Here is a 25119-nt window from a genome sequence, read left to right on the forward strand (position 1 = left end):
GGCGAGGTCGGGCAGCCGGGCCTCGTCGGGCAGCGGCGCCGAGAGCACCGTCGTGAGGTTGACCTGGTAGACCGTGCCGGCCGCGATGCGGCGACGGACCTCCTCGACCCCGGCGACGTAGGCGGCTCGGTCGAGCGACGGGCGCCAGTCCGTGACCGCCGGCCAGCGGGCGGCGTCACCGGGGGCGCTCCCCCCTTCGTCCCGACGCGCGAAGCGCACGGCGGTCAGCGCGCCCTCGAAGGTCACGACGACGGCCCACCGACCACGCTCGAGGTCGGCCGGGTCGTGGCTGACCTCGACCGAGTCCCACCACGTCGTCGACCCGAAGCGCGCGAACTCCACGCGACGAGGATAGGCGGCGGGTCAGTCGGCTCCGCGCTCCGCGTCCAGGCGGGCGACGAGCCGCGTGCCGGCGGTGCGCCGGTAGGAGATCTCGAGCAGCTCGGCGACCTCGTCCCAGTCGGTGCCGTCGTCGAGGTCGAGACCGACCCACCCGCTCGGCCCGAGGTAGGCCGGCCGGTAGCAGCGGGGGTCCTGCAGGAGCGCGCGGGCCTCCTCCTCGTCCGGCTGGACGACGAGCGAGGTGCCGTGCTGCTCGTACTGCCCGTCGACCTTGATCGAGCCGCCGTAGTAGGCGAAGACCTTGGTCGTGAAGAAGGCGGGGTGCCCGTGGCTGACCTTTTCGTCGCTGCCGGGCAGGGCGAGGGCCAGCCCGCGGACGCGCGCCAGCAGCGGATCGTCGTCGTCGAACATCAGCGGGTGCGCCATGCGCTCCACAGTAGGCATGGCCCTCCTACCCCGTGGCGGTCCGCACAAGCGGCAATCCAGCGGCAACCTTGCCGCCATCACTGGAGTCCACCGCGGCCACAGACCTACCGTTGGGTACGCACAAGTACATCGCTCCGGGGGAGATCGTCGAAGGGGGCCGTTACCGACGCCGGGAACGGCCCCCTTCGACATGCCGGGGGGTGTGGTCTGCGCCCCACCGGAGCCGCCGCTGGTGCACCCTTGGAGCATGAGTCGGGCAGCACGGGGAGGCGCGTGGCTACGTCGGGTCCGCCGCGAGGAGGGCCTGACCCAGGGCGCCCTCAGCGACCACTCCGGAGTGAGCGTGCGGACCATCCGTGGCCTCGAGCGCGGTGAGATCCTCACCCCGCAGATCGCCACGCTGCAGCAGATCGCCGTCGCGCTCGGCCTCACGCCCCAGGAGCAGACCGAGTTCATGCACGCCTGGGCGACCGAGCGGCTCATCACCTTCGAGGAGCTGCTCGACCCCGGGCTCAGCGAGCTCGAGCAGATCGACGCCCTGACCCGCCTCTCGCTGGGCGCCTACCGCGTCATCAGCCAGGTGTGGCGCACGAGCGTCGCGGCCAACCGCCGCATCACCCGCACTGGGTGCCAGACCTCCATCGCCGCCGTCGAGGACGGCCTCGAGCGGGTCTTCAGCGTCCAGGGCGGCGACGAGACGACGTGCGCGGCGGACATGCGCTTCGTCCCGCTGCTCGGGTGCTCCCTGCTGGGCCGGCAGGACTTCCCCGACAGCAATGTCGTCGTCTTCGAGGTGGGCCTCCCCCGGCGGTTGGCGAAGGGGGAGATGCACGCCTACGCCTACCAGATCATCGACGAGGTGGCACCGGACGCCGACCTGAGTGACAGCGACGGCTTCGTGTGGGGGCCACCGCACACGGCCCGGTCGGTCGTCGTGTCGGTGGAGTTCGAGGTGGCGCCGGCCGCGATCACGCGGGTCGAGTGCCCACCCGGAGGACAGCTGGTCCTGGGTGAGGCCGTGACCCTCGACGACGACCGCAGCGCGTCGATCGTCCTGGAGGACGCGGGCCCGGGCGCCTTCGGCTTCACCTGGCAGTGGTGAGCCGGAGGGTCCCCTGAGGAGGACGTCAGAGCAGGGCGCGCAGGTGCTCCCCGGCCCGGGCGAAGAGTCGCTGCACGCTCTCCTCGGCCTCGGGCGTGCCGGGCAGCAGGGCGAGGACGTGCATCGCCGACTCCTCCCGCATGACCCAGGCGGTGACATTGCTGTCCCGACCCCCGCGCGAGACGAGCACCGCGTCGGCGTCGCCCCACGTCGCCGCGCCGGGCAGGTGGCGCAGGTCCATGTACGACAGCATGAAGCGCTCCCCGACCTCGGAGAGCTTGGCGCCGAGCGTCTGCTCGACGACGTCGTAGACCTGCCTCGCCGGCAGCGCGGACGCCCCGCGTGCCTCCCGGAAGGACTGCCGGACGCGTCCGGCCACCTCGACGAGGTCTCCCTCGGCCACGTCGACGTGCACCGGCATGACGTTGATGAACCACCCGGCGGCGAGCAGCCACTCCGGGGCGTCGCGGGTGTGCACGGGGTTGAGGAAGCGCAGGCTCTGCGCCCCGCCCAGCTCCCGCGCGGCCATCCCGACCGCTGCGTAGACGAGCTGGGTGGTGCGGACGCCAAGCCCCTCGGCGACGCCGTCGAGGGCGGCCGCCTCATCGCCCGTGAGCAGCGGCTCGTGGTAGCGCTCGAGCTCCACGGGCTGGTCCGGGGTCGTCCCCAGGGGCAGCGGGAAGCGGCCCAGCTCCTCGTCGCCGGCGAACCAGAAGCCGGCCCAGGCCGCGAGGGCGGGGTGGGTCAGGTCGACGTCGGCGGTGCTCTCGCGCTCGGCCTGCGCGAAGTCCATGAAGTCACCGACCGGCGGCAGCTCGATCGCCTCTCCCCCGGTCTCCTCGCGGTAGATCGCGTCGAGCTCGAAGAAGACGAGGAAGAAGGAGAACCCGTCGGTGTAGCTGTGGTCGAGCCCGAGGTAGAGGACCGTCTCGTCCTCGGCGACGACGGCCCGGAAGCAGTAGCCGATGCGGCCCAGCGGGTTGCAGCCGGCCCGGAAGTCGTCGCTCACCCGCGCATTGACGTCCGCCGCGGCCACACTCCCTTCGCCCCGGGGCTCGAAGGCGATGTCCTCCGGCGCGAGGTCGACCCGGGCCCAGCCGGTCGGGCGCTGCTCGTCGCGGGTGAACCAGCCGCGCATGACGCCGTGCCGGCGCACCCAGCGCGAGATCGTGCGCGCGAGGGCGTCGGCGTCGAGGCGCCCGGGGATCCGGTAGGTGAAGCCGAGCCAGATGTCGTCCTGCGCACCCGTCCCGAGCGTGTCGGAGCGCAGGTCCAGGTGCGCGGCCTGCATGTAGGACGGCTGCCGGTCCCCCGGCGTCGCCGTGGCGATCGCACGCTCCATCCCGGCGGTCGGCACGAAGGCGAGGTAGTCGCCGCCGATCGTGTCGCGGTCGGTGATGCGCTGCATCTTGATCATGCGGACAGCTCCGGCTGGACGAAGGGGGCGGACGTCTCGACCTCGACGAGCCGGGCGAGGCGTGCGGCGACGCCGTCGAGCCAGTCGCGGCTGCCCGGGGCGAGCGGCAGCCGAGTGACGAGGCTGACGCCCTCGGGCAGGATCGTCAGCCACAGATGGGTCTGGCTGCTCGGCGGGACGTCGCCGAGCAGGATCCTCGCCTCGAGCGGTCGCCACCACTCGTGGCCCTCGACCCGCGACCCGTCGATCGTCGACAGCACGACCTGGGGGGCGACCGGCACGTCGAGCACCCGGTGGACGAGGCCGAGCGGGAGCGCAGCGGCCGGCGCGGACGCGCGCCACCTGTCGACGGCTGCGAGGACCCAGTCGCGGGAGGTGGCACCTGCCGGCATGCTCAGGGCGAAGGGGGCGACCCCCGCGAACCACCCGACCGACTCGGTCCACAAGGCGGAGGGCCGCCCGTGGGTGGAGACCATCACGTGCACCTCGTCGCCCATCGCCTGCATGAGCAGCGCGGTCCAGAGCATGCCGGTCGGGATGCCCTCGGCGGCGTAGAGCAGGTCGAGGGTGGCAGCGACGTCGCCGTCGCAGATGTCGTGGCGCACGAGGTCGTGCTCGTAGCGGCCTCGGGGTCGATCCCGGACGCAGCGGGGGCACCCGGCACCGACCCCCCGGCGAGGAAGTCCCGCCACGGTCGCAGGCGTGCGTCGTCGTCGCCCAGCCCGTCACCGACGGCGCGCTCGAGCGTCGTCGTCTCGACGTGGCTCGGGGAGGTGTGCGGCTCGTGCAGGCCGGCGACGATCGCGGTGTGCAGTCCGGCCAGGGCGCCGACCGCGGCGTAGGCCGACAATCCGTCGAAGGTGATGTGGTCGAAGGCGCCGTGCACGACGTGGCCCCCGTCGACCTCGACGGTGAAGATGGCGAAGGCCGGCGCCGCGCTCGGGCGGCACCGGGTGTGGAACTCGTCGACGAGGAGCGCTCGCAACGCCTCCTCGTCGTGGTCGCCGAGCGCGGTCGCGGTGACGTCGACGGCGTCGGCCGGCAGGGTCCTCCGACGGATGTTGCCGTCGTCGAGGGTGAGGCGGCTGCGCAGTGACTCGTGCTGTCGCACCCATGCGGTGAGAGTGGCGCGCAGGCTCTTCGGCGTCGCGTCCGGGAGCAGCACCGAGAGGCCGATCCACGCCGACGAGGGGGCCGTGCCGTCCGGGTCCTCGTGCAGGCGGCCCTGCTGGTCGAAGCTCGCGGGACGCGGGTCGGTGGGTTGCTCGCTCCAGCGTGCGAGCGTCGTGACGTCGAGCTCCCAGCGGGTGACATCACCGCCTCGCAGCTCCTGGTCGGCCAGCGTGCAGGGGATCATGCAGGCCTCCTGGGGTCGGTGAGGTGCGGTGCAAGCGTCGCAGCGGAGCGCAGGTCTCGCGACCGCTCCCGGTGTGATCTGGACCTCCCTCGGCGTCGCGAATCCGCTTGTGCCGCAACGGATCCGCGCCACATCGTGAGCAAGGCCGGCCGCCGGGACGCCCGGGGCTCGCCCGGGTGGCAGGCTGACCCGGTGACCAGCCGAGACCGCCGCACCCTCCTGCACCGACTCGGCTCCGGCACGGCCAGGCACCCGTGGGCGATCGTCGGGGCCTGGGTCGCACTCGTCGCGGCCTTCTTCGCGCTCGCGCTCGGCGGGGTCACCGGCGAAGGTCTCTTCGACCGGCTGCACAGCGGCGAGATGACCACGCCCGGTGAGGCCCAAGAAGCCCGGGACCTCATCACGGACTCCGGCGGCAGCGAGCTGGCCAGTGACACCCTCATGGTCTCGGGGTCGCCGGCCACCGACCCCTTCGTCCGCCGTGGCGTCGCCGAGCCCCTCCGCCGGATCCACGAGATGGACGGGGTCGCCTCGGTCGTCAACCCGCTCGTCCTCGACGGTGGCGTCAAGAACCCCCGTGCCGAGCCGCTCGTCGTCGACGAGCCCGGAGACCGCCGCTACGGGTTCCTCACCGTCGTCGAGTACGACAGCACCCTGAGCGACGACGAGCTGGCGAAGGTGCGACGCGACGTCGACGTCCAGCTCGACCAGGTCGTCCTCGGCTCCCAGGGCACGAGCAGCCAGCGCGGGAGCGTCGCCGACCTCGTCGACGAGGTCGTCGGCCAGGTCGAGACCGACATGAAGGTCGGCGAGGGCATGGCCCTGCCGATCTCCTTCATCGTCATGGTCCTCGTCTTCGGCGGCTTCCTCGCCGCGGGCATCCCGATCGCCGGAGCCATCGCCTCGATCGGGGGCGCCCTCGCCTCGTTGTGGGGCTTCTCCCACCTCATCGACCTCGACGCGACCGTCGTCAACATCGTGAGCGTGCTCGGGCTGGGCCTGTGCATCGACTACGGGCTGCTCGTCGTCTCCCGGTTTCGCGAGGAGATGCGCGACCTCCTCGACGGCCAACCGCTCGGCTCGGACGCGCGCGAGCTCGTCGTCGAGGCCACCGGGCGCACCGTGGACCGCGCCGGACGCACGGTCGTCTTCTCAGCGGTCACCGTGGCCATCGCGCTGTCCGGTCTGCTCTTCTTCCCGACCGTCTTCATGCAGGCGGCCGGCGCCGCGGGCGTCTCCGTCGTCGTCCTCTGCCTTCTGGTGGCCGTCACCCTCGTGCCCGCGATCTGTGCCCTGTCGGCCCGCCGCCTGCTGCGTGGCCGCACCAACCGCACCTCCGACACCGGCGTCTTCGCCTCGCTCGCCGGCGGTGTGCAGCGCGCCCCGTGGCTCGTCGTCGGTCTCGTCCTCGCCGCACTCGTCGCCATGGCCCTGCCCGCCACCCGCATGGAGGTCACCTCCTCGGGTGTCGAGCTGCTCCCGGCCGACAACGAGCAGCGCACCTTCTTCGAGGACCTCGGCCGCGACTACCCCCTCCTCGCCTCCCCGGACCTGCAGGTCGTGACCACGGCGGAGGCGGACGAGGTCAAGGACTGGGCGAAGGGGGATGCCCGCGACCTCCCCGGTGTCGAGTCCGCCGAGGTGGTCACCATCGGCACGCTCGACGGGCAGACGGTCCGCAGCGTCGACCTGCGCACGTCCGACGGTCCGCTCGGGCCCGGCACGCGCGACCTCGTGACGCACCTGCACGAGGAGCGTCCCCCCTTCGACGCCAAGGTCGGCGGCCAGGCAGCCGACCTCGCCGACTTCACCGGCTCGATCGCCGACACGGCACCGCTGGCCATCGGCACGGTCGTGCTCGCGACCTTCGTCCTGCTCTTCCTCATGACCGGCTCGGTCGTCGTCCCGATCAAGGCGCTGCTGATGAACATCGTCTCGCTGGGCGCATCGCTCGGCGTGCTCGTCTGGGTCTTCCAGGACGGCCACCTCGAGGGGCTGCTGGGCTACGACTCGGTCGGGGCGGTCGAGGTCTCGATCCCGGTGCTCGTCCTCGCCTTCGGGTTCGGGCTGTCGATGGACTACGAGGTCTTCCTGCTCTCGCGCATCGTCGAGCTGCACGAGCGCGGCCACTCGACCAACGAGGCGGTCCGGCTCGGCCTGCAGCGCTCGGGCAAGATCATCACGAGCGCCGCGCTGCTCATGTGCATCGTCTTCGGAGGCTTCGTCCTGGCGCGGGTCCTGGCGGTCAAGGAGACCGGTGTCGCCCTCGTGCTGGCGATCGTCATCGACGCGACCCTCGTGCGCATGCTGCTCGTCCCGGCGACCATGTCGGTCCTCGGCGAGTGGAACTGGTGGGCGCCGCGGTGGATGAAGCGCCTCCACGCGCGGTTCGGGATCACCGAGTAAGTCCGACCGGCCGGCTCCGGACGCCGGAGCCGGTCACCGTCGGCGGCGCGGCTCCGTGGGCGGCCACTCCCCGTCGTCGCTGCCGTCGTCGGCGGCGAAGAGCAGGTTCTGCAGCTCGACCTGGACCTGCTCGACGTGCGGCACGTCGTGCAGCTCCATCCCGGCCTTGTCCGTCGCGTCGGAGATGATCAGGCTGCCGCAGCCGAGCATGCGGTCGAGCAGGCCCTTCTCGACGGCGACGTCGTTGATCCGGTAGATCGGGATGTCGCGACCGTGCTTGGTGAGCAGGCCGTAGCGGTGGCTCACCCTGCGGTTGGTGAAGACGTAGTGGGTCGACCGCCAGCGCCACAGCGGTAGGAGCACCCCGACGACGGCGAGCAGCAGCGCGACGACCCCCACGACGAGCGTGATCCAGCCGGCCTGGTCGGAGTCCCGCGTGAGCATCGCTGCGGCGACGACGATCGCGACGAGGACGACGAGGACCAGCAGCGGCTGGACCAGCGCCTTCCAGTGCGTGTGCATCTCGAGGCGGATCTCCTCGCCGTCGGAGAGCTGGCTGTCCTTGAGGCCCATGGGTCGCATCCTGCCACCGGACGGGACGTCGCGGCAGGATGCGACCCCTGGGTCAGCCCTGCTCCGGCGGCTCGGTGAGCAGTCGGGTGATGAGGTCCTGGACCGAGGCATCGGTGACGCCCGGACCGCTGCCGTCACTGGGCACGAACCGGCCCGCGCCCTTGAAGCTCGACGCCCACACGATCAGGGCACCGTGCGACTGGCCCTCCTCGACGATCCACAGCTGGTCGATGTCACCCTCGGTCTGCAGGCCGCGGTCGATGTCGAGGACGCGGGCCGTGACCTCCTCATCGCCGACCTGCCACGTCGACTCGCGCTCGGTCAGCGTGCCCTCGTTCTCGTTGAGCGCCACGAGGCGGTCCGCCTGCACGCTCGTGCTGACCGAGACGGTGATCTCGCCGACGATCTCGGGGGGCTTGGACCCCGAGCGGTCGCGGTAGACGGTGACGAGCGACTCGTAGGCGCCCATCGTCGTGCCCTCGCCGTCGCCCGTCGGCGACGGTCCGTACTCACCGATGTGCACCGTCGTCGTGCCGCCGACGACCTTTTCGTCGACCCAGGCGTCGATGACGTCGGGGTCGCAGGTGGCCGGGGCCAGCGTGCACCCGCTCATGGTGGCGGCGCGGCGGGGGCGACAGGCCAGTTCGGACCGCGGCATGTTGGCCAGGCCCAGCCCCACGACGCCGGCGACGATGGCGACGCCACCGGCCACCGTTCCCGCGGTCGCGACGACGGCACGTCGGCGGTGCCGTCGCGCGCCGGTCACCGTGGCCTCGACATCGATGCTCGGCGGCATCGCGTTGAGCTCGGCGAGCAGGCGGGCAGCGAGCTCCTCGTCGGACGGCTGCAGGACGGTGCGGGTCATCGCTGGGCTCCTTGGGTGACGACCCGGCGTGCTGCCGGGTGGGTGGGTGTGCGGGCGTCGGCGGGACTCGCGAGGGCCCGGCGCAACCGGGCCAGCCCCTCGGCCGATGCCGACTTGACGTTGCTCTCGCTCGACCCGAGGACGCGCGCGACCTCGGCGACCGGCAGACCCTCGACGTGGCGCAGGACGACGACGAGACGCTGTCGGGCGGTGAGCGTGCTCAGGGCCGCGTAGAGGCCGGGGGTGTCGTCGACCTGGCCGTAGCCGCGCTCGGCGAAGGCGGTCTCGGGCAGGATCTCGAAGGAGCGCTCAGACCGGCGCCAGGCCCGTCGACCGCTGTCGATGAATGCCCGCACGAGCACGGTGCGGGCGTAGGCCATGGGCGGCTCGTCGCGGCGCTCGATCCGGCTCCAGGCGCCGCACATCTTCTCCAGCGTGGTCTGGACCAGGTCGTCGGCGTCGTGGCGGTCGCCGCAGGCCGCGAGGGCGATGCGGTGCAGTTGCGGGATGGCCGCACCGGCGAACTCCCTGAAGGCTTCCACCTCGGTGTCCTTCATGCTCTCCCCTTCTCCGGTTGCTCTCACCAGACATCACGGTGCAGCCCGCCGATCGGTCGGTCCCCACGACGATCTTTGCGGAGCGAGGGTGCGCACGGGACGCTGGAGCACGACAAAGGCCCCGGTCCGCGGACGGATCGGGGCCTGTCTGGCTGACGTGGGAAGAATCTGCTTCTAGAAATACGAAGTCCCTGCCGCACCAGCGGACAGGGATGGCTTCTGGGAAACACGAAGTCCCTGGCCGCGCCAGCGGACAGGGACTGGTGGGCGATACTGGGTTTGAACCAGTGACCTCTTCCGTGTCAAGGAAGCGCGCTACCGCTGCGCCAATCGCCCGGGTCATGCAGGTGTCTGCATGGTCGAGGTGGAGACGGGATTTGAACCCGTGTAGACGGCTTTGCAGGCCGTTGCCTCGCCTCTCGGCCACTCCACCACCGAAGGTGGTCTTCAACCTTCTGAGCGGATGACCGGGCTCGAACCGGCGACCTCAACCTTGGCAAGGTTGCGCTCTACCAACTGAGCTACATCCGCACGCCCCGCCAGGTCGCGTTGTAACGCGGGGCACGAGGAGAAACATTAACCCATGGCCCCCGAGACTCCCAACCCGGCCCGGACGGCGCGCCGCCACCGGCGTCCGCCCCCTCCCGAGGCCCACGTCCGAGCACGACGAAGGCCCCGGACCGCTCTCCCGTCCGGGGCCTCCACGTGCAGCATCTGGAAACACGAAGTCCCTGGCCGCGCCAGCGGACAGGGACTCTCGGTGGGCGATACTGGGTTTGAACCAGTGACCTCTTCCGTGTCAAGGAAGCGCGCTACCGCTGCGCCAATCGCCCGGGGACGGCGCCACCGGAGTGGCGCCATCAGAGCGGATGACCGGGCTCGAACCGGCGACCTCAACCTTGGCAAGGTTGCGCTCTACCAACTGAGCTACATCCGCACTCGCTGTCGGCATCTCTGCTGACCGCGCTGAGCGAGAGTAGCCCAGAGCGAGGCCAGATTCCAAACCGAGGGTGAACGCTGCCGGGATCCCTGTCCGTCGCTGGCCGTATCGTGCGGTCATGCCGACGCACGAGGTCACCAACCAGGTCCCGCCCTACGGGGGTCACGACGTCTTCGCGAGCGATCCCGTTGTCGCACAAGGTGTCGAGCGGTGGGTTCCCACGGAGCACCTCGCCGGGGCCACGAGGGACCTGTCCGCGCTCGGTCGGCTCGCCGGGTCCCCCGAGGCCACCGAGCTCGCCGACCGGGCCCAGCGCAACATCCCCCGCCTCGTGACCCACGACCGCTGGGGCCACCGCATCGACGAGGTCGAGTTCGACCCCGCATGGCACGCGCTCATGGGCCACGCGACCGCCGCGGGCCTGACCGCCGTGCCGTGGACCCGACCGCAGGGCTGCGGGGCCCACGTCACCCGCGCCGCCGGCTTCCTCACGTGGAGCCAGGTCGAGCCGGGGCACATCTGCCCGATCACCATGACCAACGCGGCCGTCCCCGCCCTTCGCCACTCCCCCGAGCTCGCCGAGCGGTGGACGCCCAAGCTCGCCTCCCGCAACTACGACTTCGGGCTGCGCGAGGTCGGGACCAAGGCCGGGGCGATCGCCGGCATGGGGATGACCGAGAAGCAGGGCGGGTCCGACGTGCGGGCCAACTCCACGCTCGCCGTGCGCACCCCCGGCGGCCCGCTCACCGGCGAGACCTACCGGCTCACCGGGCACAAGTGGTTCTGCTCCGCCCCGATGAGCGACGTCTTCCTCGTCCTGGCCAAGACCTCGCCCGAGGCCGCGCCGAGCTGCTTCCTCGTCCCCCGGGTGCTCGAGGACGGGACGCGCAACCCCTTCGCCCTGCAGCGGCTCAAGGACAAGCTCGGCGACCGGTCCAATGCCTCCTCCGAGATCGAGCTCAACGGCACCTGGGGCGCGCTCGTCGGCGAGGAGGGGCGCGGGGTCCGCACGATCATCGACATGGTCTCGGCGACCCGCCTCGACTGCGTGCTCGGCTCCGCCGGCACGATGCGCACGGCCCTGACGCGGGCGGTCCACCACACCCGCCACCGTCGGGCCTTCGGCGCGCTGCTCGTCGACCAGCCGCTGATGCGCAACGTGCTCACCGACCTCGCTCTCGAGTCGGAGGCCGCGACCCTCCTCGGGATGCGGCTGGCCCACGCCGTCGACGAGGGCGAGACCGAGCTGACCCGCCTCGGCGTCGCCGTCGGCAAGTACTGGGTCTGCAAGCGGACCTCCCCCTTCGTCGCGGAGGCGCTGGAGTGCCTCGGCGGCAACGGCTACGTCGAGGAGAACGGCATGGCTCGGCTGTACCGGCAGGCGCCGCTCAACTCCATCTGGGAGGGCTCGGGCAATGTCAACGCGCTCGACGTGCTGCGCGCGATCGGCCGCGAGCCGGCGTCACTCATGGCGCTGCTCAAGGAGGCCTCGGTCGCCCGGGGCCGGCTCACGACGCTCGACACCGCGCTCGACGAGGTGGAGCGCGACTGCGCCGGGCTCGCCGCGCTCGACGGGGTCGAGGCCGCCACGGGCGCCCGCCGGCTCGTCGAGCGGCTGGCCCTGACCCTCCAGGGCAGCCTCATGGTGCTGCACTCGCCCGCCGAGCTGGCCGAGGCCTTCGTCGAGTCGAGGCTCGGCGGGGCGAAGGGAGGCAGCTTCGGCACGCTCGACGCCGGCCTCGTGGCCGCGGCGGCCCCCACCGCCATCGAGCGCGCCTCGGTCACCGCCTGACCCGCGGCCGGGGGGTCAGGACTTCTTGAGCCGCTTCTGCTCGGCGGCGACGTCGAAGTCGGCCTTCGGCCACTGCGGGTCGAGCTCCTCGAGGTGCTCCTTGAGCAGCTGCATCACGGCCAGGCGGGCAAACCACTTGCGGTCGGCCGGCACGACATACCAGGGCGCGACCTCGGTCGAGCACTTGTCGATGACGGCCTGGTAGGCCTCCTGGTAGTCGTCCCAGTGCTCGCGCTCGTCGATGTCGCCGGGGTTGAACTTCCAGTGCTTGTCCGGGCGGTCGAGACGCTCGGTGAGGCGCTCCTTCTGCTCGTCCTTGCTGATGTGCAGCATCACCTTGATGATCGTCGTGCCCTTGTCGGCGACGGTCTCCTCGAAGGTGTTGATCTGCCCGTAGCGGCGCGACCACTGCGCGCGCGGCACGAGGTCGTGGACCCGCACGATGAGCACGTCCTCGTAGTGGCTGCGGTCGAAGACCCCGATCATCCCCGGCTCGGGCAGCGCATTGCGGATGCGCCACAGGAAGGGGTGCTTGCGCTCCTCGGCGCTCGGCGCCTTGAAGCTCGTGATGTCGACGCCCTGGGGGTCGACCGCGCCCACGACGTGTCGCATGATGCCGCCCTTGCCGGCGGTGTCCATCCCCTGCACGACGAGCAGGACGCTGCGACCGCCGCCCGCCTTGGACTCGGCGAAGAGCCGCTCCTGCAGCTCGGACACGACATCGGCGAGCTCGGCGAGCGCGGCCTGCCCGGCGGCCTTGTCCCCGTCGAAGCCGGGTGTGCCATGGGGGTCGATCTTCGACAGGTCGGTGCCGGGGTCGGCACGCAGCACCTCGCGGAAGGACGTGGCAGACGACGTCTTGGCTGACTTCTTGTCCTTGGCCATGGCCGCATCATGTCAGGGCGGGGGTCTCGTGGGGCAGACTCGCGCCATGCGGATCCTCAGCGCCGACGACGCGGCGACCGACGTCTCCCCCGGCTCCGACGTCGACGAGGAGACCCTCGACGCGCTCTACGCCCACGACGGTCCGCTCCTGCGGCTGAACTTCGTCACGACCCTCGACGGCGCCGCCACCGGCAGCGACGGGCTCTCGGGGTCGATCAACTCCTCCGCCGACCACCGCGCCTTCACGGCGATGCGCTTCGCGGCGGACGTCCTGCTCGTCGGCGCCGGCACCGCCCGCGCGGAGGGCTACGGCAGCGCCGACATGCCCCTCGTCGTCGTCTCGCGCCGCGGGCACCTGCCCGAGACCCTTCGGGGCGAGCCCGATGTCGTGCTCGCGACGACGAGCGCCGCCGGCATCGACGAGGAGGAGAACACCTGGCTGTGCGGCGACGAGACCGTCGACCTGGCACAGGTCCTCGAGCGTGCTCGGGAGACCTTCGGGCCCCACGTGCTGTGCGAAGGGGGGCCCTCCCTGGCCGCGGACCTCGCCGGCGCCGGACTCGTCGACGAGCTCGGCCTGTCGTGGACCCCGCAGGTCGTCGGAGGGCGCCGCGTCGACCACCCGCGCATCCTCGACGGTGACGGGGTCGCCCTTCGCCTGTCGTGCCGACACCTGCTCGAGGAGGACGGGACCCTCCTCGGCCTGTGGCGGGTGAGCCGCTGACCGGCTGACGGCAGTCGGCGCTAGCGGACGAAGTCGAGGACGGTGTCGGTCCAGCGACGCGGGTCGACGTTCCACTCCTTGCAGTGCCGGGCGAGGGACCACGGCTCGAAGGTCACGAGGTCGGGCCGTGCCGCGGCGAGCGCCTCGCTCGGCCCGACGGGCACGAACTCGTCGTCACGCGAGTGGATGAGCAGGATCTGGTGCTCGAGCTCCTCCGCCCGGGTGACCCAGTTGGTCCTCGCGACGTCGACGCTCTCGCTGACGCCCACGAGGCGACGGGCCCAGTGCTTGCCCATGAGCGCGCTGCCGAGGTGGGACACGGGCGCGGGGACGCGGTGCAGCTCTGCGTGGTGCCGCAGCACGTCGCCCCAGTCGACGACCGGACCGTCGAGGACCGCCCGGGAGACGTCGGAGGCGAGGGGCGAGCGGTCGAGGAACTGCAGGACGATCGCCCCACCCATCGACCACCCGACGAGCACGATCTCGCGGGCGCCACGGGCGAGCGCCAGGCGCACGGCGTCCTCGATGTCGCGCCACTCGGACAGGCCGAGGTTGTAGCGCCCGTCGGGACCGCGCGGGGCGTCGCCGTCGTTGCGATAGCTCGGGACCAGGCAGGTCAGGCCGGCGGCGTGCAGCGCCGGGATGGCACGCAGCGTCTCGTGCCGGCGCGCACCGCGCCCCGTGGACGAGGACGGCCCACCGGTCGCCGCTGCCACCGGGCACGACCCACGCGGGCATCGGCCCGAGCTCCGCGGGCACGACGACGTCCTGGGTCTCGAGGCCAAGGTCGGCCCGGGGGTCGCGGCCGTAGTAGTAGCCGTTGAAGCGGGCCGTCCCGGGCTGCAGCACGCCTTCGTCGACGCCGAGGAGCTCACGGCGCACCCGCTGCCGGCGGTGGTCGACCTCGACGACCCCACCGATGCGGGCGTGGCCACGACCGCCGTCCAGCCACAGTCCGTAGCGACCGGGGACGAGCAGGTCGGGGGTGCCGGAGAGGGTCACGCTGTCCGAGTGGATGACGTGGATCCGGGTGTCGTCGGGGCGGACGAGGTCGGGGGTGAGCACCTTGCGCGCGAAGTAGGTGCCCGCCCCGACCCACACCGAACCGGCGCCCATGAGGGCGGATCCCGCGGCGACCGCGCCGTAGGTCAGGGCCCGCTCGGCCACCGTCCGTTGAGTCACGGCGTCATCGTCTCAAATGTCGTGGCTCGCGGGCAGAATGTGGTGAGTGACACCACTTCCCGCTGACCTCGTGCTCGACCCGATGCTCGCCAAGGCCGTCACGGACGTGCCCGCGCCGGATGCCGTGGAGGGTGGCTACTCCTACGAGCCCAAGTGGGACGGCTTCCGGTGCATCGTGCGCAAGGAGGGCGACGACGTCGAGCTCGTCAGCCGGGGCAAGAAGCCGCTCACCCGCTACTTCCCCGAGCTCGTCGCCGCGATCCGTGAGCACCTGCCCGGCAGCGCCGTCGTCGACGGCGAGGTCGTCGTCCGCAGTGGCGAGCCGGGGGACCAGCGCCTCGACTGGGAGGCCCTCGGGCAGCGGATCCACCCGGCCGAGTCGCGGATCACCAAGCTGTCGCAGGAGACGCCCGCGGAGCTCATCGCCTTCGACCTGCTCGCCGTCGGCGACGAGGACGTGGCGGGCGCTCCCTTCGCCCAGCGGCGGCAGCGGCTCGAGACGCTCTTCGAGGGCATGGCGAAGGGGGCGCCGCTGCACCTGACGCGGGTCACCCGCGATGCCGACGAGGCCCGCGACTGGTTCACCCGCTTCGAGGGCGCCGGGCTCGACGGGGTCGTCGCCAAGGCGCTCGCCTCGCCCTACTCCCCCGGCAAGCGGACGATGCTCAAGATCAAGCACAAGCGCACCGCCGAGGCGGTCGTCACCGGCTATCGCGTGCACAAGTCCGGCCAGGGGGTCGGCTCGCTGCTCCTCGGGCTCTTCCACGAGGGGCAGCTCTTCAACGTCGGCGGCATCGCGGCCTTCACCGCCAAGCGGCGGCTCGAGCTCGTCGAGGAGCTCGAGCCGCTCGTGCGGCGCGACGCCGACGGCAACATCGAGCACGCCGAGACCGACCGCTCACGCTTCAGCTCGGGCAAGGACGTCAGCTTCGTGCCGCTGCGACCCGAGCGGGTCGTCGAGGTCGCCTTCGACCAGCTCGAGGGCTGGCGATTCCGGCACACCGTGCAGTTCCTGCGCTGGCGGCCCGACCGCGATCCCGAGTCGTGCACGCTCGACCAGATCGACCGGGCCGCGGCCTACGACCTGGGCGAGGTCCTCGACTGATCTGGCCTGAGTGACGACATGTGCACGTGTGTGACCCGATGGCGTGACACAGGTGAGCAGACCGTCACGCAGGCGGGCCAACGCACCTACTCCTCGATGCGGTTGCCGTCCTCGTCCCAGTGCGACGCGACTTTCTTGCTCGGCTGCACCCGGGGCGGCTCGCCGGGCATCTTCGGGTAGTCGGGCGGGAAGTTCAGCTCACCACCGGGCAGGGCCTCCCACAGGTCGAGGAGCGGCTCGAGCGAGTGCGCGCTCTCGTCGATGTCGGCCCACGGGTCGCCGCCGGCCAGGTGGTCGAGCACGGTCAGGATGTTGTGCTCGGCCGGGTCGGTCACCTCGGCGATCTGCTCCCAGGTCATCGGGGTGCTCACGGGAGCACCGGGCCGGGCGCGCAGGCTCCACGCGCCGGCGATCGTGCGGTCGCGGTTGTTCTGGTTGAAGTCGACGAAGATCCGCTCGCCGCGCTCCTCCTTCCACCAGGCCGTCGTCACCCCGTCGTCGCGCCGCTCGAGCTCGCGGCCGAAGCCGATCGCCGCGTGCCGCAGGTCCTCGAAGGACCAGCGCGGCTCGATGCGCACGTAGACGTGGATGCCGCGGTTGCCGCTCGTCTTCGGGTAGCCGCGCATGCCGAGATCCTCGAGGAGCTCCCGGGCGACGCCGGCGACCCGCTGGACGTCGGCGAAGGTCGTGCCCGGCTGCGGGTCGAGGTCGATGCGCAGCTCGTCGGGGTGGTCGACGTCCGGTCGGCGCACCGGCCACGGGTGGAAGGTCAGCGTGCCCATCTGCGCCGCCCACACGAGCGCCCCCGGCTCGCTCGGGCACAGCTCCTCGGCACCACGGCCGCTCGGGAAGGTGATGCCGACCGTCTCGATCCACTCGGGCGCTCCCCGGGGCAGCCGCTTCTGGTAGAAGCCGTCGGCGTCCTTGTCCCGTGGCCCGACCGCCAGGCGCATCCCCTCGCGCCACCCGTCGGGCCAGCGCTCCATCGCCGTGGGGCGCTCGCCGATCTGGCGCATCATCGCCTCGCCCACGGCGGCGTAGTACTCGCACACCTGCAGCTTCGTGATCTCGGGGGTGCGGTCGGTGGCCTCGTAGATCACCCGGTCGGGGCTCGAGACGCGCACCTCCCGGTCGCCGGCGGGCACCATGACGGCGGGGGTCTTGGCCATGCGGTCAGCGTATGGGCTGCCACCGACGAAGGGGGCGGGTCGCTCCCTTCGTCCTCCTAGCGGCGCACGAGCTCCAGGTAGCGGTCGGCGATCGGCCCGGCGACCGAGGCCCCACCCGAACCGTCCTCCACGAAGACGGCGACGGCGAGGTCGTCCTGGGCGGCGATCATCCAGGCGTGGGTACGTGGCGGGGTGTCGGAGCCGTACTCGGCAGTGCCCGTCTTGGCGATGACCGGGCCGCCCGGGTTGTCGGCGAGGAAGCTGGCCGACCCCTCGGTGACCACGGCGCGCAGGAGCCCCCGCAGCTGCTCCGCCTCGCCCGCCGTGATCGGCTCCCCACCGGCAGCCGGTCGGGCGTCACGGTCGGGGAGCAGGACGGGGGTGACCCGATGGCCGGCGACGATGCTCGACATGACGGTGGCCATGGCGAGCGGTGTGGCCACGACCTCGCCCTGGCCGATGCTCGTCGCAGCGAGGTCGGTCCCCCGCGGGCGCCCCGGCACCGTACCCATCGCCGACGGCACGCCCAGCGAGGGTTGCTGGGTCATCCCGAGAGCCGTTGCCGCAGAGCGAAGTCCGTCATCGGGCAGACGGTCACGGGCACCGATGAGAGCGGTGTTGCACGAGGTCGCGATCGCGTCGGTGAGCGTCATGGCGCCGGTGCGCCCGGAGGGGAAGTCGTCGTAGTTCTTGAACTCCCGCCCCTCGACCTCATGGTGCGAGGGCACTGCAGCCGGCTCTGCGGCGTGGCGCCGCCACGCAGCTGGGCCAGCGCCGTGACCGGTTTGAAGGTCGATCCCGGCGGGTACTGGCCCAGCGTCGCCGTGGGCTGACCTCCCTTCGCCCCCGCGAGCGCGAGGACGTGACCGTCGGACGGCCTGATCGCCACGACGGCCCCGGCCTTCGGGACCTCGGCGAGCACGTCCTCGGCCGCGGTCTGGTGGTTGGTGCTCAGCGTGGTCCGCACGGGCTTGCCGTCGACGGCGTCGAGTCGGTGGAGCTCACGGACCGTGTCGTCCGTGGCGACGGCCTCGACGACGAAGCCGCTCGTCCCCCGCAGGCGCTTGTCGTACGTGGCCTGCAGACCGCTGAGTCCGACGACGTCACCGTCGCGCACCTGCGGGTCGGCGGCGATGGTCTCGGCGGTCGCCGGTCCGACGCGGCCCAGCACCGCCGACGCGAAGCCGGACGACGGCGGCAGGTCCATCGTCGCGTCGACGAGGCGAGCACCCGTGATGTCGGAGGCGGCACGCCGCAGGTCAGCGAGCTCCGCAGCATCGGACCGCAGGACGATCGCCTCGACGAAGGCTTTGTCCCCGGCGGCCTCGACGGCCCGGACGAAGGGGGTCGCACTCACGTCCGCGGCCCGTGCCAGCTCCCGAGCGGACCTGCCCGCGGTCGAGGCGGAGACCTGTCCCCGGTCGATGCCCACGCGCACGACGGCGCGCGGCTTGACCAGGGCCTCGCCACCGTCGCCGAGGACCGTGCCGCGTCGGGCGTCCACGCGGGTGGCGCGCAGGACCTCCCCTTCGCGCAGGTCCGGGACGAGCACGGTCGGCGCCCACTCCCCCGACCACACGTCGCCCTTCCGGCTCACGGGCAGGTCGACGGGATAGGTCCACGGCGCCTTGCCCTCGTGGACGGTCCACGACAGGTCGAGGCGCACCCGGCCGGTCCGGCCGTCGTCGGCGGCCTCGACATCGCGCACCCTGACGTCGGGACGAATGCTCCCCATGCCCGCGAGGACCTCGTCGAGGCCAGCCTGCGCGTCGGTAGGCGAGGTGACGGCCAGATCGGCCGGGACACGCCCGCCCGCCAGGTCGGCGGCGACCCGCTCACCGAGGTCGTGCAGAGCGGCCGTGTCGGAGTCGCGGTGGGTCCACCAAAAGCCACCCGCCCCGATGAGCAGAGCCAGTGCCGCTGCGGCGGCCACGAGCGAGAGAGCACGTCGGCGACGACGTCGGGGCAGGTCGGTCACGGGCATGGTCTCTCCTCGTCGTGGACCTCCATCGCACCGCAGCCGCGCCCATAGCGCAAAGTGCATGACGGACTGGATGACATATCCGATGAATATGTCAGAGTCACTAGTCTCGTCGCGTGGACCTCATCAAGCACCTGCGGTACTTCGTCACCGTCGCGGAGGAGCTGCACATCGGGCACGCGGCCGACGAGCTCGGCATGACCCAGCCACCGCTCTCGCAGGGCATACAGCGCCTCGAGCGCCGATGGGGTCTGCGGCTCTTCGACCGGCGTGCGCGCGGGGTCCGCCTCACCGAGGCCGGCACGGCCCTGCTCCCGCAGGCGCAGCACGTGCTCGATGCCGCCGACGACCTCGACCGTGAGGCCGCCGACCGGGCCGAGGACGCGCGGCCGCGTCGCCTCGGGCTGACCCCGGACCTCGGACCCCTGCTCGTCGAGTGCGCCTCGCTGGCCGCCGAGGTCCTGCGACCCACCGGGACCGCGGTGTCACCGGTCATCGCGCCGACGACCGCGCTCGTCGACCAGCTGGCGCGGGGCGAGCTCGACCTCGCGGTCCTCCAGCACCCTGCCGTGCTGGACGGCCTCGATGCCGGACCGGTCCACACGCTCCCCCGGGTCCTTGCCGTCTCCGCCGACCGCGCCGGTGAGCGCCCCACCGACCTGGGTCTGCCGATCGCCCACACCCCCCGCTCGGACAACCCCCCTGCGCACGACCAGCTCGTCGACGCCCTGCGGCGCGCGGGGTGCACCGGCCCCCTGCGCGGCGTCGCCACCCCGGCAGAGTCGCTGGCCCTCACCGCAGCGGGCTTGGCCTGCTCGGTCCACCCGGCGAGCGAACTGCCCACCCAGCTCCGGTCGGTCATCGGGCCGGAGGTCGACCTGCGGGTGCGCGTCGCTTCGGCCCGACTGGCCCCGGCAGACCCTGCGCGCGACCTCGTCATCGCGGCGCTGGAGGCCCGCCTTGCGACCGGCTGACCGGGTCGGCGACATCCTGCGCGACGCCGGCTGCCGCGGCTGGGTGCACGCCCGCCGGGTCGACGACCCCGACGACGACCTCGGGCTGGATGCCGACGAGATCGTGCCCATCGCCTCGGTCTACAAGGCCGCTCTCGCCCTCGTGTGGGCACTCGACGCCGACGCCGGCCACCTCGACCCCTGCCAGCGGCTCTCCCTTCGCCCCGACGGTCGCACCCCGGGCCCCACGGGGTTGTCCGTCCTCGACGACGCCGTCGAGGTCAGCTCGCGCGACCTCGTGCGACTCATGCTCACCGTCTCCGACAATGCCGCCGCCGACCACCTGCTCGACCTGCTCGGCGGCCCCGACCGGGTCACGGGCGTGCTCGACGCCCACGGGCACGACATCCGGGTGCGAGGCGGCACGCACGATGCCCTGGCCCGGGGGCAGTCGGACACCGGCACCACCGACGCGAGCGCCTACATGCGTGCACTCGCCGACATCCACCGGGACGTGGCCACCAGCAACTACGACCCGGCTCTCGCCACGGCGGCCTCGGCCCGCAGCCTCACCGGGCTCCTCGCCGACCTGTGGGGGCCCACGCTCGTGCCGGGCCCGCACGGCGACGTCGTGCGCACGGCCATGACCCGCCAGGTCTGGTCGCACCGGCTGCGCTCGGGACTGCCCCACGACGACGTCACGGTCGCGGGCAAGACCGGAACCCTCGGCACGCTGCGGCACGAGATCGGTGTCGTGACCTTCCCCGGCGAGGTGCCGATCGCCGTCGCGGTCCTCACCCGCTCCGCGCGGCCGGAGCAGCACCTGCCCGTCGTCGACGCCGCGATCGGACAGGTCGCCGCGAGCGTCGTCCACCCCCTGCGCACCCCGCTGCGGCGCTGACGCGGGTGCCCGACCGGGAGGACCGCACGGACGGCCAGCACGGGACACCCGCGGATCGGAGGTGGGCCCCCTTCGTCCCGACGCGTGATCGTCACGCGACGTTCACCCGCTCGCGCTGCGCGGAGCACCCGGTGGTCCTACTGTGCCCGTGGCCACACCCACCCCTTCCCAGGAGCCCACATGCCCTCCCGTCGTCGCCGCGTGCTCGCGGCACTGACCGTCGCGCCGCTCGGCCTCACCGGCCTCGCGGTACTCGCCCCGAGCGCCTCCGCCGCCTCGCCCGACCTCGTCATCTCCGAGGCCTACGGAGGGGGTGGCAACTCGCGCGCGACGCTGCGCAGCGACTTCGTCGAGCTCGCCAACCGCGGCCAGGCCGACGTCGACCTCACCGGCTGGACGCTGCGCTACTACTCCGCGAGCGGCACCACGCCGCAGACGACGTCGCTGAGCGGCCAGGTCGTCGCGGGCGGGCGCTACCTCGTCAAGCAGGCCGACGGCGCCAACACCTCGCTGCCCGCGCTGCCGACGCCGGATGCCACGGGCACCGTGCCGATGTCCTCCTCCGGGCCCGCGTCGAGATCGTGCGACCCGACGGCCAGGTCGCCGACCGCCTCGGATGGGGCGCGGCCACGACCGCCGAGGGCGCTGCCGCCGACGCGACGAGCAACGAGACCTCCGTGGCGCGCACCGACGTGTGCGTCGACACCGACAACAACGCCGCCGACTTCGCCGTCGGCGCGCCGACCCCGCAGAACTCCTCGACCACGCCGGTCGTCTGCGAGCCCGACGACGGCGGGGAGCCGCCGGTCGACGAGCCCGAGACCATCGCCGAGATCCAGGGCAGCCACCACATCTCCCCCTTCGACGGGTCGAAGGTCAACGGCGTCGAGGGCGTCGTCACCGCGGTCTCGCCCTCGGGCTTCTGGCTGCAGAGCACGACGCCGGACGACGACGAGGCGACGTCCGAGGGGATCTTCGTCTACACCCGCTCGACGCCGACCGTCGCCGTCGGTGACACGGCGAGCGTCGACGGGGTCGTCGACGAGTTCCGCCCCGGCGGCTCGAGCGGATGGGACAACCTCACGACGACCGAGATCGTCTCCCCCGTCGTGACCCGCACCGGCTCCGGCGAGGTGCCCGAGCCGGTCGTCCTCGGCGAGGACCGCACCGCGCCGCAGCAGACCATCGACGCAGAGGACCCCAAGAGCGTCGAGTACGCCGAGGCTGGCTTCCGCCCGGACCGCGACGCGATCGACTTCTACGAGTCGATGGAGGGCATGCAGGTCGCCGTCCGTGACGCGCAGGTCGTCGGGCCGACCGGCTACGAGATCCCCGTCGTCCCCGGATCGCAGGTCGAGGCGACCCGCTCGTCGGCCGGTGGTGTCGTCTACGGCGGTTACGACCAGCCCAATGCGATGCGGGTGCTCGTCGACGACGTGCTGCTGCCGAGCGGCTCGCTGCCCGACGCCGACGTGCGCGACCGCCTGCCCGGTCTGGTCGCCGGCCCGCTCGACTACTCCTTCGCCAACTTCAAGCTGCTGGCGACGCAGGTCCCGACCGTCGAGGGCGGCGGGCTCGAGCGTGAGGTGACCCAGCCGCAGCACGACCGCGAGCTGTCCGTCGCCTCCTTCAACGTCGAGAACCTCGCGCCGAGCAACGACCAGAGCAAGTTCGACCGGCTCGCCGGTCAGGTCGTCACCAACCTGCGCAGCCCCGACGTCATCGCCGTCGAGGAGGTCCAGGACAACAGCGGGCCCACCGACGACGGCACCGTCGACTCCAGCGCGACGACCGACAAGCTCATCGCCGCCATCGAGTCCGCGGGCGGACCCACCTACGAGGCCCACTGGGTCGACCCGCAGGACAAGACCGACGGCGGTCAGCCCGGCGGCAACATCCGCAACGTCCTGCTCCACCGCACCGACCGCGACATCGATTTCGTCGAGCGCAGCTCGGGTGCCGCCGACCACGCCACCGACGTGGTCGCGGACAAGAAGGGCGCCCACCTCACCGAGTCGCCCGGTCGCATCGCCCCCTCGTCGGCGGCCTTCGACGACTCGCGCAAGCCGCTCGTCGGCGAGTACCGCTACCGCGGTGAGCGGGTCTTCGTCGCCGCGGTCCATTTCAGCTCGAAGGGGGGCGACGACCCGCTCTTCGGTCGCTGGCAGCAGCCGGTGCGCTCGAGCGAGGACGCCCGCCACGAGCAGGCCCGTGAGGTGCGCGCCTTCGCCGACGACCTGCTCGCGGCCGACCCGCAGGCGAAGTTCGTCGTCGCCGGCGACGTCAACGACTTCGAGTTCAGCGAGACGAGCGACATCCTCGCCGACATCGTCGAGGGCTCCGGGTCGAAGGCCCTGACCGACCTGCCGCGCACCCTGCCGGAGTCGGAGCGGTGGACCTATGTCTACGAGGGCAACAGCCAGGTGCTCGACCACATCTTCGTCTCGCCGGCCCTGGCGACGCTCGACACGAAGGTCGGCCCCTTCCGTCCCGGCAAGGGCCAGCGGCCGGCCTTCACCTACGACATCGTCCACACCAACTCACCCTTCGCCGACCAAGACAGCGACCACGACCCGCAGGTCGTCCACCTCGACCTGAAGAAGTGAGCTGACCTCCCTTCGCCCACCACGGCGTGCGACGGCCCCCGGATGATTTCCGGGGGCCGTCGCGTTGCATGATGAGCAGACCGATCGACGAGGAGCCAGACGATGATGGAGCCCACCGGCCGCGACTACGCGGTCACCAAGTCCGACGAGCAGTGGCGCGAGGAGCTGTCGGCCGACGAGTTCTCCGTCCTGCGGGCCGCCGGGACCGAGCGGCCCTTCACCGGTGAGTACACCGACACCAAGACCGAGGGCGTCTACGCCTGCCGCGCCTGCGGCACCGAGCTCTTCACCTCGGACACGAAGTTCGACAGCCACTGCGGCTGGCCGAGCTTCTACACCCCGCTCGCCGAGGACCGGGTCGAGTACATCCAGGACGACTCCCTCCCCGGCCGCCCCCGCGTCGAGGTCCGCTGCGCAAACTGCGGCAGCCACATGGGCCACGTCTTCGAGGGCGAGGGCTACGACACCCCGACCGACCAGCGCTACTGCATCAACTCGATCTCGATGACGCTCCGGCCCACGCAGCGGGGCTCGAGCCTCTCCGGCGGGGCCCACCATCGGTGCCCCGAGGCATGTCGTCAGCGCAGGCCGGCGACGAGCGCCTCGACGCTCACCCGCGGGCCGGTGAAGAAGGGGATCTCCTCACGCACGTGCAGGCGGGCCTTGGAGGCGCGCAGCTCGCGCATGAGGTCGACGATGCGGTGCAGCTCGTCGGCCTCGAAGGCGAGGATCCACTCGTAGTCGCCCAGGGCGAAGGCGGGGATCGTGTTGGCGCGCACGTCGGGGAAGTCGCGGGCCATCGCGCCGTGCTCGGCGAGCATCGTGCGCCGCTCCTTCTCGTCGATGACGTACCAGTCGAAGGAGCGCACGAAGGGGTAGACGCACACGTAGTCGCGCGGCTCCTCCCCCGCGAGGAAGGCCGGCACGTGGCTGCGGTTGAACTCCGCCTGACGGTGGACGGCGGCGTTGGACCACACCGGGTCGAGGTGCGCGCCGAGCTCGGTGCGCAGCAGTCGCTTGTAGGCGTCCTGCAGCTGCTCGATGTCGTCGGCGTGCCACCACACGAGCACGTCGGCGTCGGCGCGCAGCCCGGCCACGTCGTAGACACCGCGGATGCGCACGCCGTCCTCGGTGAGCTCCGCGAAGAGCTCCTCCACCTCGCGCGTGATCGCCGCGCGGTCGTCGTCGCCGATCGGCGTGACGAGCGCGAAGGCGGAGAACATCGCGTAGTGCACGCTGCTGTTGATCGCCTCGAGCTGCTCGCGGGAGGGCTTGGCGGGGACGGGCCTGGTGGTCATCGGGGCTCCTGTCGAGGGGTGGACGAAGGGGGAAGTGCGTCGAGGATCGTGGTGGCCGTGGCGGCGGCCCCGGTGAGGACCGCACCGATGCCCACACCGTCGTAGGCCGCGCCCGTGACCTCGATCCCGGGCAGCTCGGCGACCGCCGCGCGCACGGCGGCGACCCGCTCAGTGTGCCGAGTCGTACTGCGCAGCCCGCCGCCCCACCGCTGCACGTGGTGGTCGACGGCGCCGGCAACGGTGCACCGAGGGCCTGGCCGATCTCGGAGAGCGCAACGGCGACGAGCTCGTCGTCGTCGCGCTGCAGGGCCGCGACCTCCCCCGCACGACCGGCGGAGGCGCGCAGCAGGACGACCTCGTCGCTGGCCTCGCGCACCCACGCCCACTTGCTCGCGGAGAAGGTGCTCGCCTTGATCGTGCGGCCGTCGACCGCGGGCACGAGGAAGCCGCTGCCCGGCAGTGCGGGTGCCGCCGCCGCGGGCAGGGCGATCGTCGATGACGGCCATCGACGCGTGGTCGATGCCCGCGAGCGCGGTCG

Annotated in this window: 22 protein-coding genes, 5 tRNA genes and 3 pseudogenes; 10 read left to right on the top strand and 20 right to left on the bottom strand. The window is 72.2% G+C overall.

The window, feature by feature from the left end; all coding sequences use genetic code 11:
- Positions 1–342 (bottom strand): annotated as a pseudogene (locus AC2W7J_RS03885) (anthranilate synthase component I family protein); the annotation flags it as partial.
- A gap of 21 nt (positions 343–363) precedes the next feature.
- Positions 364–786 (bottom strand): MmcQ/YjbR family DNA-binding protein, encoded by a 423-nt coding sequence (locus AC2W7J_RS03890; RefSeq protein ID WP_485981506.1) that lies wholly within the window; start codon positions 784–786, stop codon positions 364–366.
- Positions 787–1015: 229 nt separating this feature from the next.
- Here AC2W7J_RS03890 and AC2W7J_RS03895 point away from each other — a divergent pair, with 229 nt between their 5' ends.
- Complete coding sequence (locus AC2W7J_RS03895; RefSeq protein ID WP_485981507.1) at positions 1016–1870, top strand: helix-turn-helix domain-containing protein; 855 nt, start codon at positions 1016–1018, stop codon at positions 1868–1870.
- A 25-nt stretch (positions 1871–1895) separates the two neighbouring features.
- Here AC2W7J_RS03895 and AC2W7J_RS03900 read toward each other — a convergent pair whose 3' ends face one another.
- From AC2W7J_RS03900 to AC2W7J_RS03910, 3 genes are read right to left on the bottom strand one after another with little or no spacing between them, the layout of a single operon-like run.
- Positions 1896–3287, bottom strand: coding sequence for a condensation domain-containing protein (locus AC2W7J_RS03900; protein WP_485981508.1), 1392 nt, complete (start codon positions 3285–3287; stop codon positions 1896–1898).
- Positions 3284–3814 carry a hypothetical protein gene (locus AC2W7J_RS03905; protein WP_485981509.1) on the bottom strand — a complete coding sequence of 177 codons (531 nt, stop codon included), beginning with the start codon at positions 3812–3814 and terminating at the stop codon, positions 3284–3286. Before AC2W7J_RS03905 ends, AC2W7J_RS03900 begins: the two co-directional genes overlap by 4 nt.
- Complete coding sequence (locus AC2W7J_RS03910) at positions 3763–4644, bottom strand: hypothetical protein (RefSeq protein WP_485981510.1); 882 nt, start codon at positions 4642–4644, stop codon at positions 3763–3765. Before AC2W7J_RS03910 ends, AC2W7J_RS03905 begins: the two co-directional genes overlap by 52 nt.
- A 192-nt stretch (positions 4645–4836) precedes the next feature.
- Here AC2W7J_RS03910 and AC2W7J_RS03915 point away from each other — a divergent pair, with 192 nt between their 5' ends.
- On the top strand, positions 4837–7050 hold the full coding sequence (locus AC2W7J_RS03915; RefSeq protein ID WP_485981511.1) for an MMPL family transporter: 2214 nt from the start codon (positions 4837–4839) through the stop codon (positions 7048–7050).
- A gap of 33 nt (positions 7051–7083) precedes the next feature.
- On the opposite strand, the gene AC2W7J_RS03920 is transcribed toward AC2W7J_RS03915, so the two are convergent.
- From AC2W7J_RS03920 to AC2W7J_RS03955, 8 genes are all read right to left on the bottom strand, one after another.
- On the bottom strand, positions 7084–7623 hold the full coding sequence (locus AC2W7J_RS03920) for a PH domain-containing protein (RefSeq protein WP_485981512.1): 540 nt from the start codon (positions 7621–7623) through the stop codon (positions 7084–7086).
- Positions 7624–7675: 52 nt separating this feature from the next.
- The gene (locus tag AC2W7J_RS03925; protein WP_485981513.1) at positions 7676–8488 is read right to left on the bottom strand and encodes a hypothetical protein; all 813 of its coding nucleotides are present in this window, start codon (positions 8486–8488) and stop codon (positions 7676–7678) included.
- Positions 8485–9030, bottom strand: coding sequence for a SigE family RNA polymerase sigma factor (locus AC2W7J_RS03930; RefSeq protein WP_485981514.1), 546 nt, complete (start codon positions 9028–9030; stop codon positions 8485–8487). The genes AC2W7J_RS03925 and AC2W7J_RS03930 overlap by 4 nt, the downstream gene beginning before the upstream one ends.
- A 276-nt stretch (positions 9031–9306) precedes the next feature.
- A tRNA-Val gene (locus AC2W7J_RS03935) sits at positions 9307–9381 on the bottom strand.
- A 26-nt stretch (positions 9382–9407) separates the two neighbouring features.
- A tRNA-Cys gene (locus AC2W7J_RS03940) sits at positions 9408–9478 on the bottom strand.
- Between the two features lie 25 nt (positions 9479–9503).
- A tRNA-Gly gene (locus AC2W7J_RS03945) sits at positions 9504–9576 on the bottom strand.
- A 230-nt stretch (positions 9577–9806) separates the two neighbouring features.
- A tRNA-Val gene (locus tag AC2W7J_RS03950) sits at positions 9807–9878 on the bottom strand.
- Positions 9879–9909: 31 nt separating this feature from the next.
- Positions 9910–9982: transfer RNA gene (locus AC2W7J_RS03955), tRNA-Gly, on the bottom strand.
- A gap of 121 nt (positions 9983–10103) precedes the next feature.
- Here AC2W7J_RS03955 and AC2W7J_RS03960 point away from each other — a divergent pair.
- Positions 10104–11777 (top strand): acyl-CoA dehydrogenase family protein, encoded by a 1674-nt coding sequence (locus tag AC2W7J_RS03960; protein ID WP_485981515.1) that lies wholly within the window; start codon positions 10104–10106, stop codon positions 11775–11777.
- Between the two features lie 15 nt (positions 11778–11792).
- Here the strand turns inward: AC2W7J_RS03960 and AC2W7J_RS03965 are convergent, their stop codons facing one another.
- On the bottom strand, positions 11793–12662 hold the full coding sequence (locus AC2W7J_RS03965; RefSeq protein WP_485981516.1) for a polyphosphate kinase 2 family protein: 870 nt from the start codon (positions 12660–12662) through the stop codon (positions 11793–11795).
- 46 nt (positions 12663–12708) lie between these two features.
- Between AC2W7J_RS03965 and AC2W7J_RS03970 the strand changes: the two genes are divergently transcribed.
- Positions 12709–13386, top strand: coding sequence for a dihydrofolate reductase family protein (locus AC2W7J_RS03970; RefSeq protein ID WP_255186146.1), 678 nt, complete (start codon positions 12709–12711; stop codon positions 13384–13386).
- Positions 13387–13406: 20 nt separating this feature from the next.
- Here AC2W7J_RS03970 and AC2W7J_RS03975 read toward each other — a convergent pair whose 3' ends face one another.
- On the bottom strand, positions 13407–14102 hold the full coding sequence (locus tag AC2W7J_RS03975) for an alpha/beta hydrolase family protein (RefSeq protein ID WP_485981517.1): 696 nt from the start codon (positions 14100–14102) through the stop codon (positions 13407–13409).
- A gap of 512 nt (positions 14103–14614) precedes the next feature.
- Between AC2W7J_RS03975 and AC2W7J_RS03980 the strand changes: the two genes are divergently transcribed.
- Positions 14615–15673: an ATP-dependent DNA ligase gene (locus AC2W7J_RS03980; protein WP_485981518.1), complete on the top strand. Its 1059-nt coding sequence runs from the start codon at positions 14615–14617 to the stop codon at positions 15671–15673.
- A gap of 86 nt (positions 15674–15759) precedes the next feature.
- Here AC2W7J_RS03980 and AC2W7J_RS03985 read toward each other — a convergent pair whose 3' ends face one another.
- Genes AC2W7J_RS03985 through AC2W7J_RS03995 form a run of 3 tightly spaced genes read right to left on the bottom strand, consistent with a single transcriptional unit; the run spans position 15760 to position 18826 of the window.
- Positions 15760–16842, bottom strand: a complete 1083-nt coding sequence (locus AC2W7J_RS03985) for a DNA polymerase domain-containing protein (protein WP_485981519.1) — start codon at positions 16840–16842, stop codon at positions 15760–15762.
- A gap of 56 nt (positions 16843–16898) precedes the next feature.
- Positions 16899–17570, bottom strand: coding sequence for a penicillin-binding transpeptidase domain-containing protein (locus AC2W7J_RS03990; protein WP_485981520.1), 672 nt, complete (start codon positions 17568–17570; stop codon positions 16899–16901).
- Entirely contained in the window at positions 17492–18826 is a 1335-nt protein-coding gene (locus AC2W7J_RS03995; protein WP_485981521.1) for a penicillin-binding transpeptidase domain-containing protein, read from the bottom strand. The genes AC2W7J_RS03990 and AC2W7J_RS03995 overlap by 79 nt, the downstream gene beginning before the upstream one ends.
- 113 nt (positions 18827–18939) lie before the next feature.
- Between AC2W7J_RS03995 and AC2W7J_RS04000 the strand changes: the two genes are divergently transcribed.
- The 5 genes and pseudogenes from AC2W7J_RS04000 to msrB form a co-directional block, all read left to right on the top strand.
- Positions 18940–19797: a LysR family transcriptional regulator gene (locus AC2W7J_RS04000; protein ID WP_485981522.1), complete on the top strand. Its 858-nt coding sequence runs from the start codon at positions 18940–18942 to the stop codon at positions 19795–19797.
- Entirely contained in the window at positions 19784–20677 is an 894-nt protein-coding gene (locus tag AC2W7J_RS04005) for a serine hydrolase (protein WP_485981523.1), read from the top strand. Before AC2W7J_RS04000 ends, AC2W7J_RS04005 begins: the two co-directional genes overlap by 14 nt.
- A 180-nt stretch (positions 20678–20857) precedes the next feature.
- A pseudogene (locus AC2W7J_RS04010) lies at positions 20858–21142 on the top strand (lamin tail domain-containing protein); the annotation flags it as partial.
- Between the two features lie 116 nt (positions 21143–21258).
- A complete protein-coding gene (locus AC2W7J_RS04015) occupies positions 21259–23283 on the top strand; it encodes an endonuclease/exonuclease/phosphatase family protein (RefSeq protein WP_485981524.1) in 2025 nt (674 codons plus the stop codon).
- A gap of 102 nt (positions 23284–23385) precedes the next feature.
- Positions 23386–23802, top strand: a pseudogene (gene msrB, locus AC2W7J_RS04020) (peptide-methionine (R)-S-oxide reductase MsrB); the annotation flags it as partial.
- A 59-nt stretch (positions 23803–23861) separates the two neighbouring features.
- On the opposite strand, the gene hemQ reads toward msrB, so the two are convergent.
- Positions 23862–24581, bottom strand: coding sequence for a hydrogen peroxide-dependent heme synthase (gene hemQ / locus AC2W7J_RS04025; RefSeq protein WP_255186140.1), 720 nt, complete (start codon positions 24579–24581; stop codon positions 23862–23864).
- Complete coding sequence (locus tag AC2W7J_RS04030) at positions 24578–24796, bottom strand: hypothetical protein (RefSeq protein ID WP_485981525.1); 219 nt, start codon at positions 24794–24796, stop codon at positions 24578–24580. Before AC2W7J_RS04030 ends, hemQ begins: the two co-directional genes overlap by 4 nt.
- Positions 24797–25119 lie beyond the last annotated feature (323 nt).

This window comes from Janibacter sp. CFPM2_SD2 (assembly GCF_057364645.1).

Bases quoted from the DNA above. Each gene is read 5' to 3' on its own strand.
- AC2W7J_RS03890 (WP_485981506.1), bottom strand. From the start codon at position 786: ATGCCTACTGTGGAGCGCATGGCGCACCCGCTGATGTTCGACGACGAC.
- AC2W7J_RS03895 (WP_485981507.1), top strand. From the start codon at position 1,016: ATGAGTCGGGCAGCACGGGGAGGCGCGTGGCTACGTCGGGTCCGCCGC.
- AC2W7J_RS03900 (WP_485981508.1), bottom strand. From the start codon at position 3,287: ATGATCAAGATGCAGCGCATCACCGACCGCGACACGATCGGCGGCGAC.
- AC2W7J_RS03905 (WP_485981509.1), bottom strand. From the start codon at position 3,814: ATGCTCTGGACCGCGCTGCTCATGCAGGCGATGGGCGACGAGGTGCAC.
- AC2W7J_RS03910 (WP_485981510.1), bottom strand. From the start codon at position 4,644: ATGATCCCCTGCACGCTGGCCGACCAGGAGCTGCGAGGCGGTGATGTC.
- AC2W7J_RS03920 (WP_485981512.1), bottom strand. From the start codon at position 7,623: ATGGGCCTCAAGGACAGCCAGCTCTCCGACGGCGAGGAGATCCGCCTC.
- AC2W7J_RS03925 (WP_485981513.1), bottom strand. From the start codon at position 8,488: ATGACCCGCACCGTCCTGCAGCCGTCCGACGAGGAGCTCGCTGCCCGC.
- AC2W7J_RS03960 (WP_485981515.1), top strand. From the start codon at position 10,104: ATGCCGACGCACGAGGTCACCAACCAGGTCCCGCCCTACGGGGGTCAC.
- AC2W7J_RS03965 (WP_485981516.1), bottom strand. From the start codon at position 12,662: ATGGCCAAGGACAAGAAGTCAGCCAAGACGTCGTCTGCCACGTCCTTC.
- AC2W7J_RS03970 (WP_255186146.1), top strand. From the start codon at position 12,709: ATGCGGATCCTCAGCGCCGACGACGCGGCGACCGACGTCTCCCCCGGC.
- AC2W7J_RS03985 (WP_485981519.1), bottom strand. From the start codon at position 16,842: ATGGCCAAGACCCCCGCCGTCATGGTGCCCGCCGGCGACCGGGAGGTG.
- AC2W7J_RS03995 (WP_485981521.1), bottom strand. From the start codon at position 18,826: ATGCCCGTGACCGACCTGCCCCGACGTCGTCGCCGACGTGCTCTCTCG.
- hemQ (WP_255186140.1), bottom strand. From the start codon at position 24,581: ATGACCACCAGGCCCGTCCCCGCCAAGCCCTCCCGCGAGCAGCTCGAG.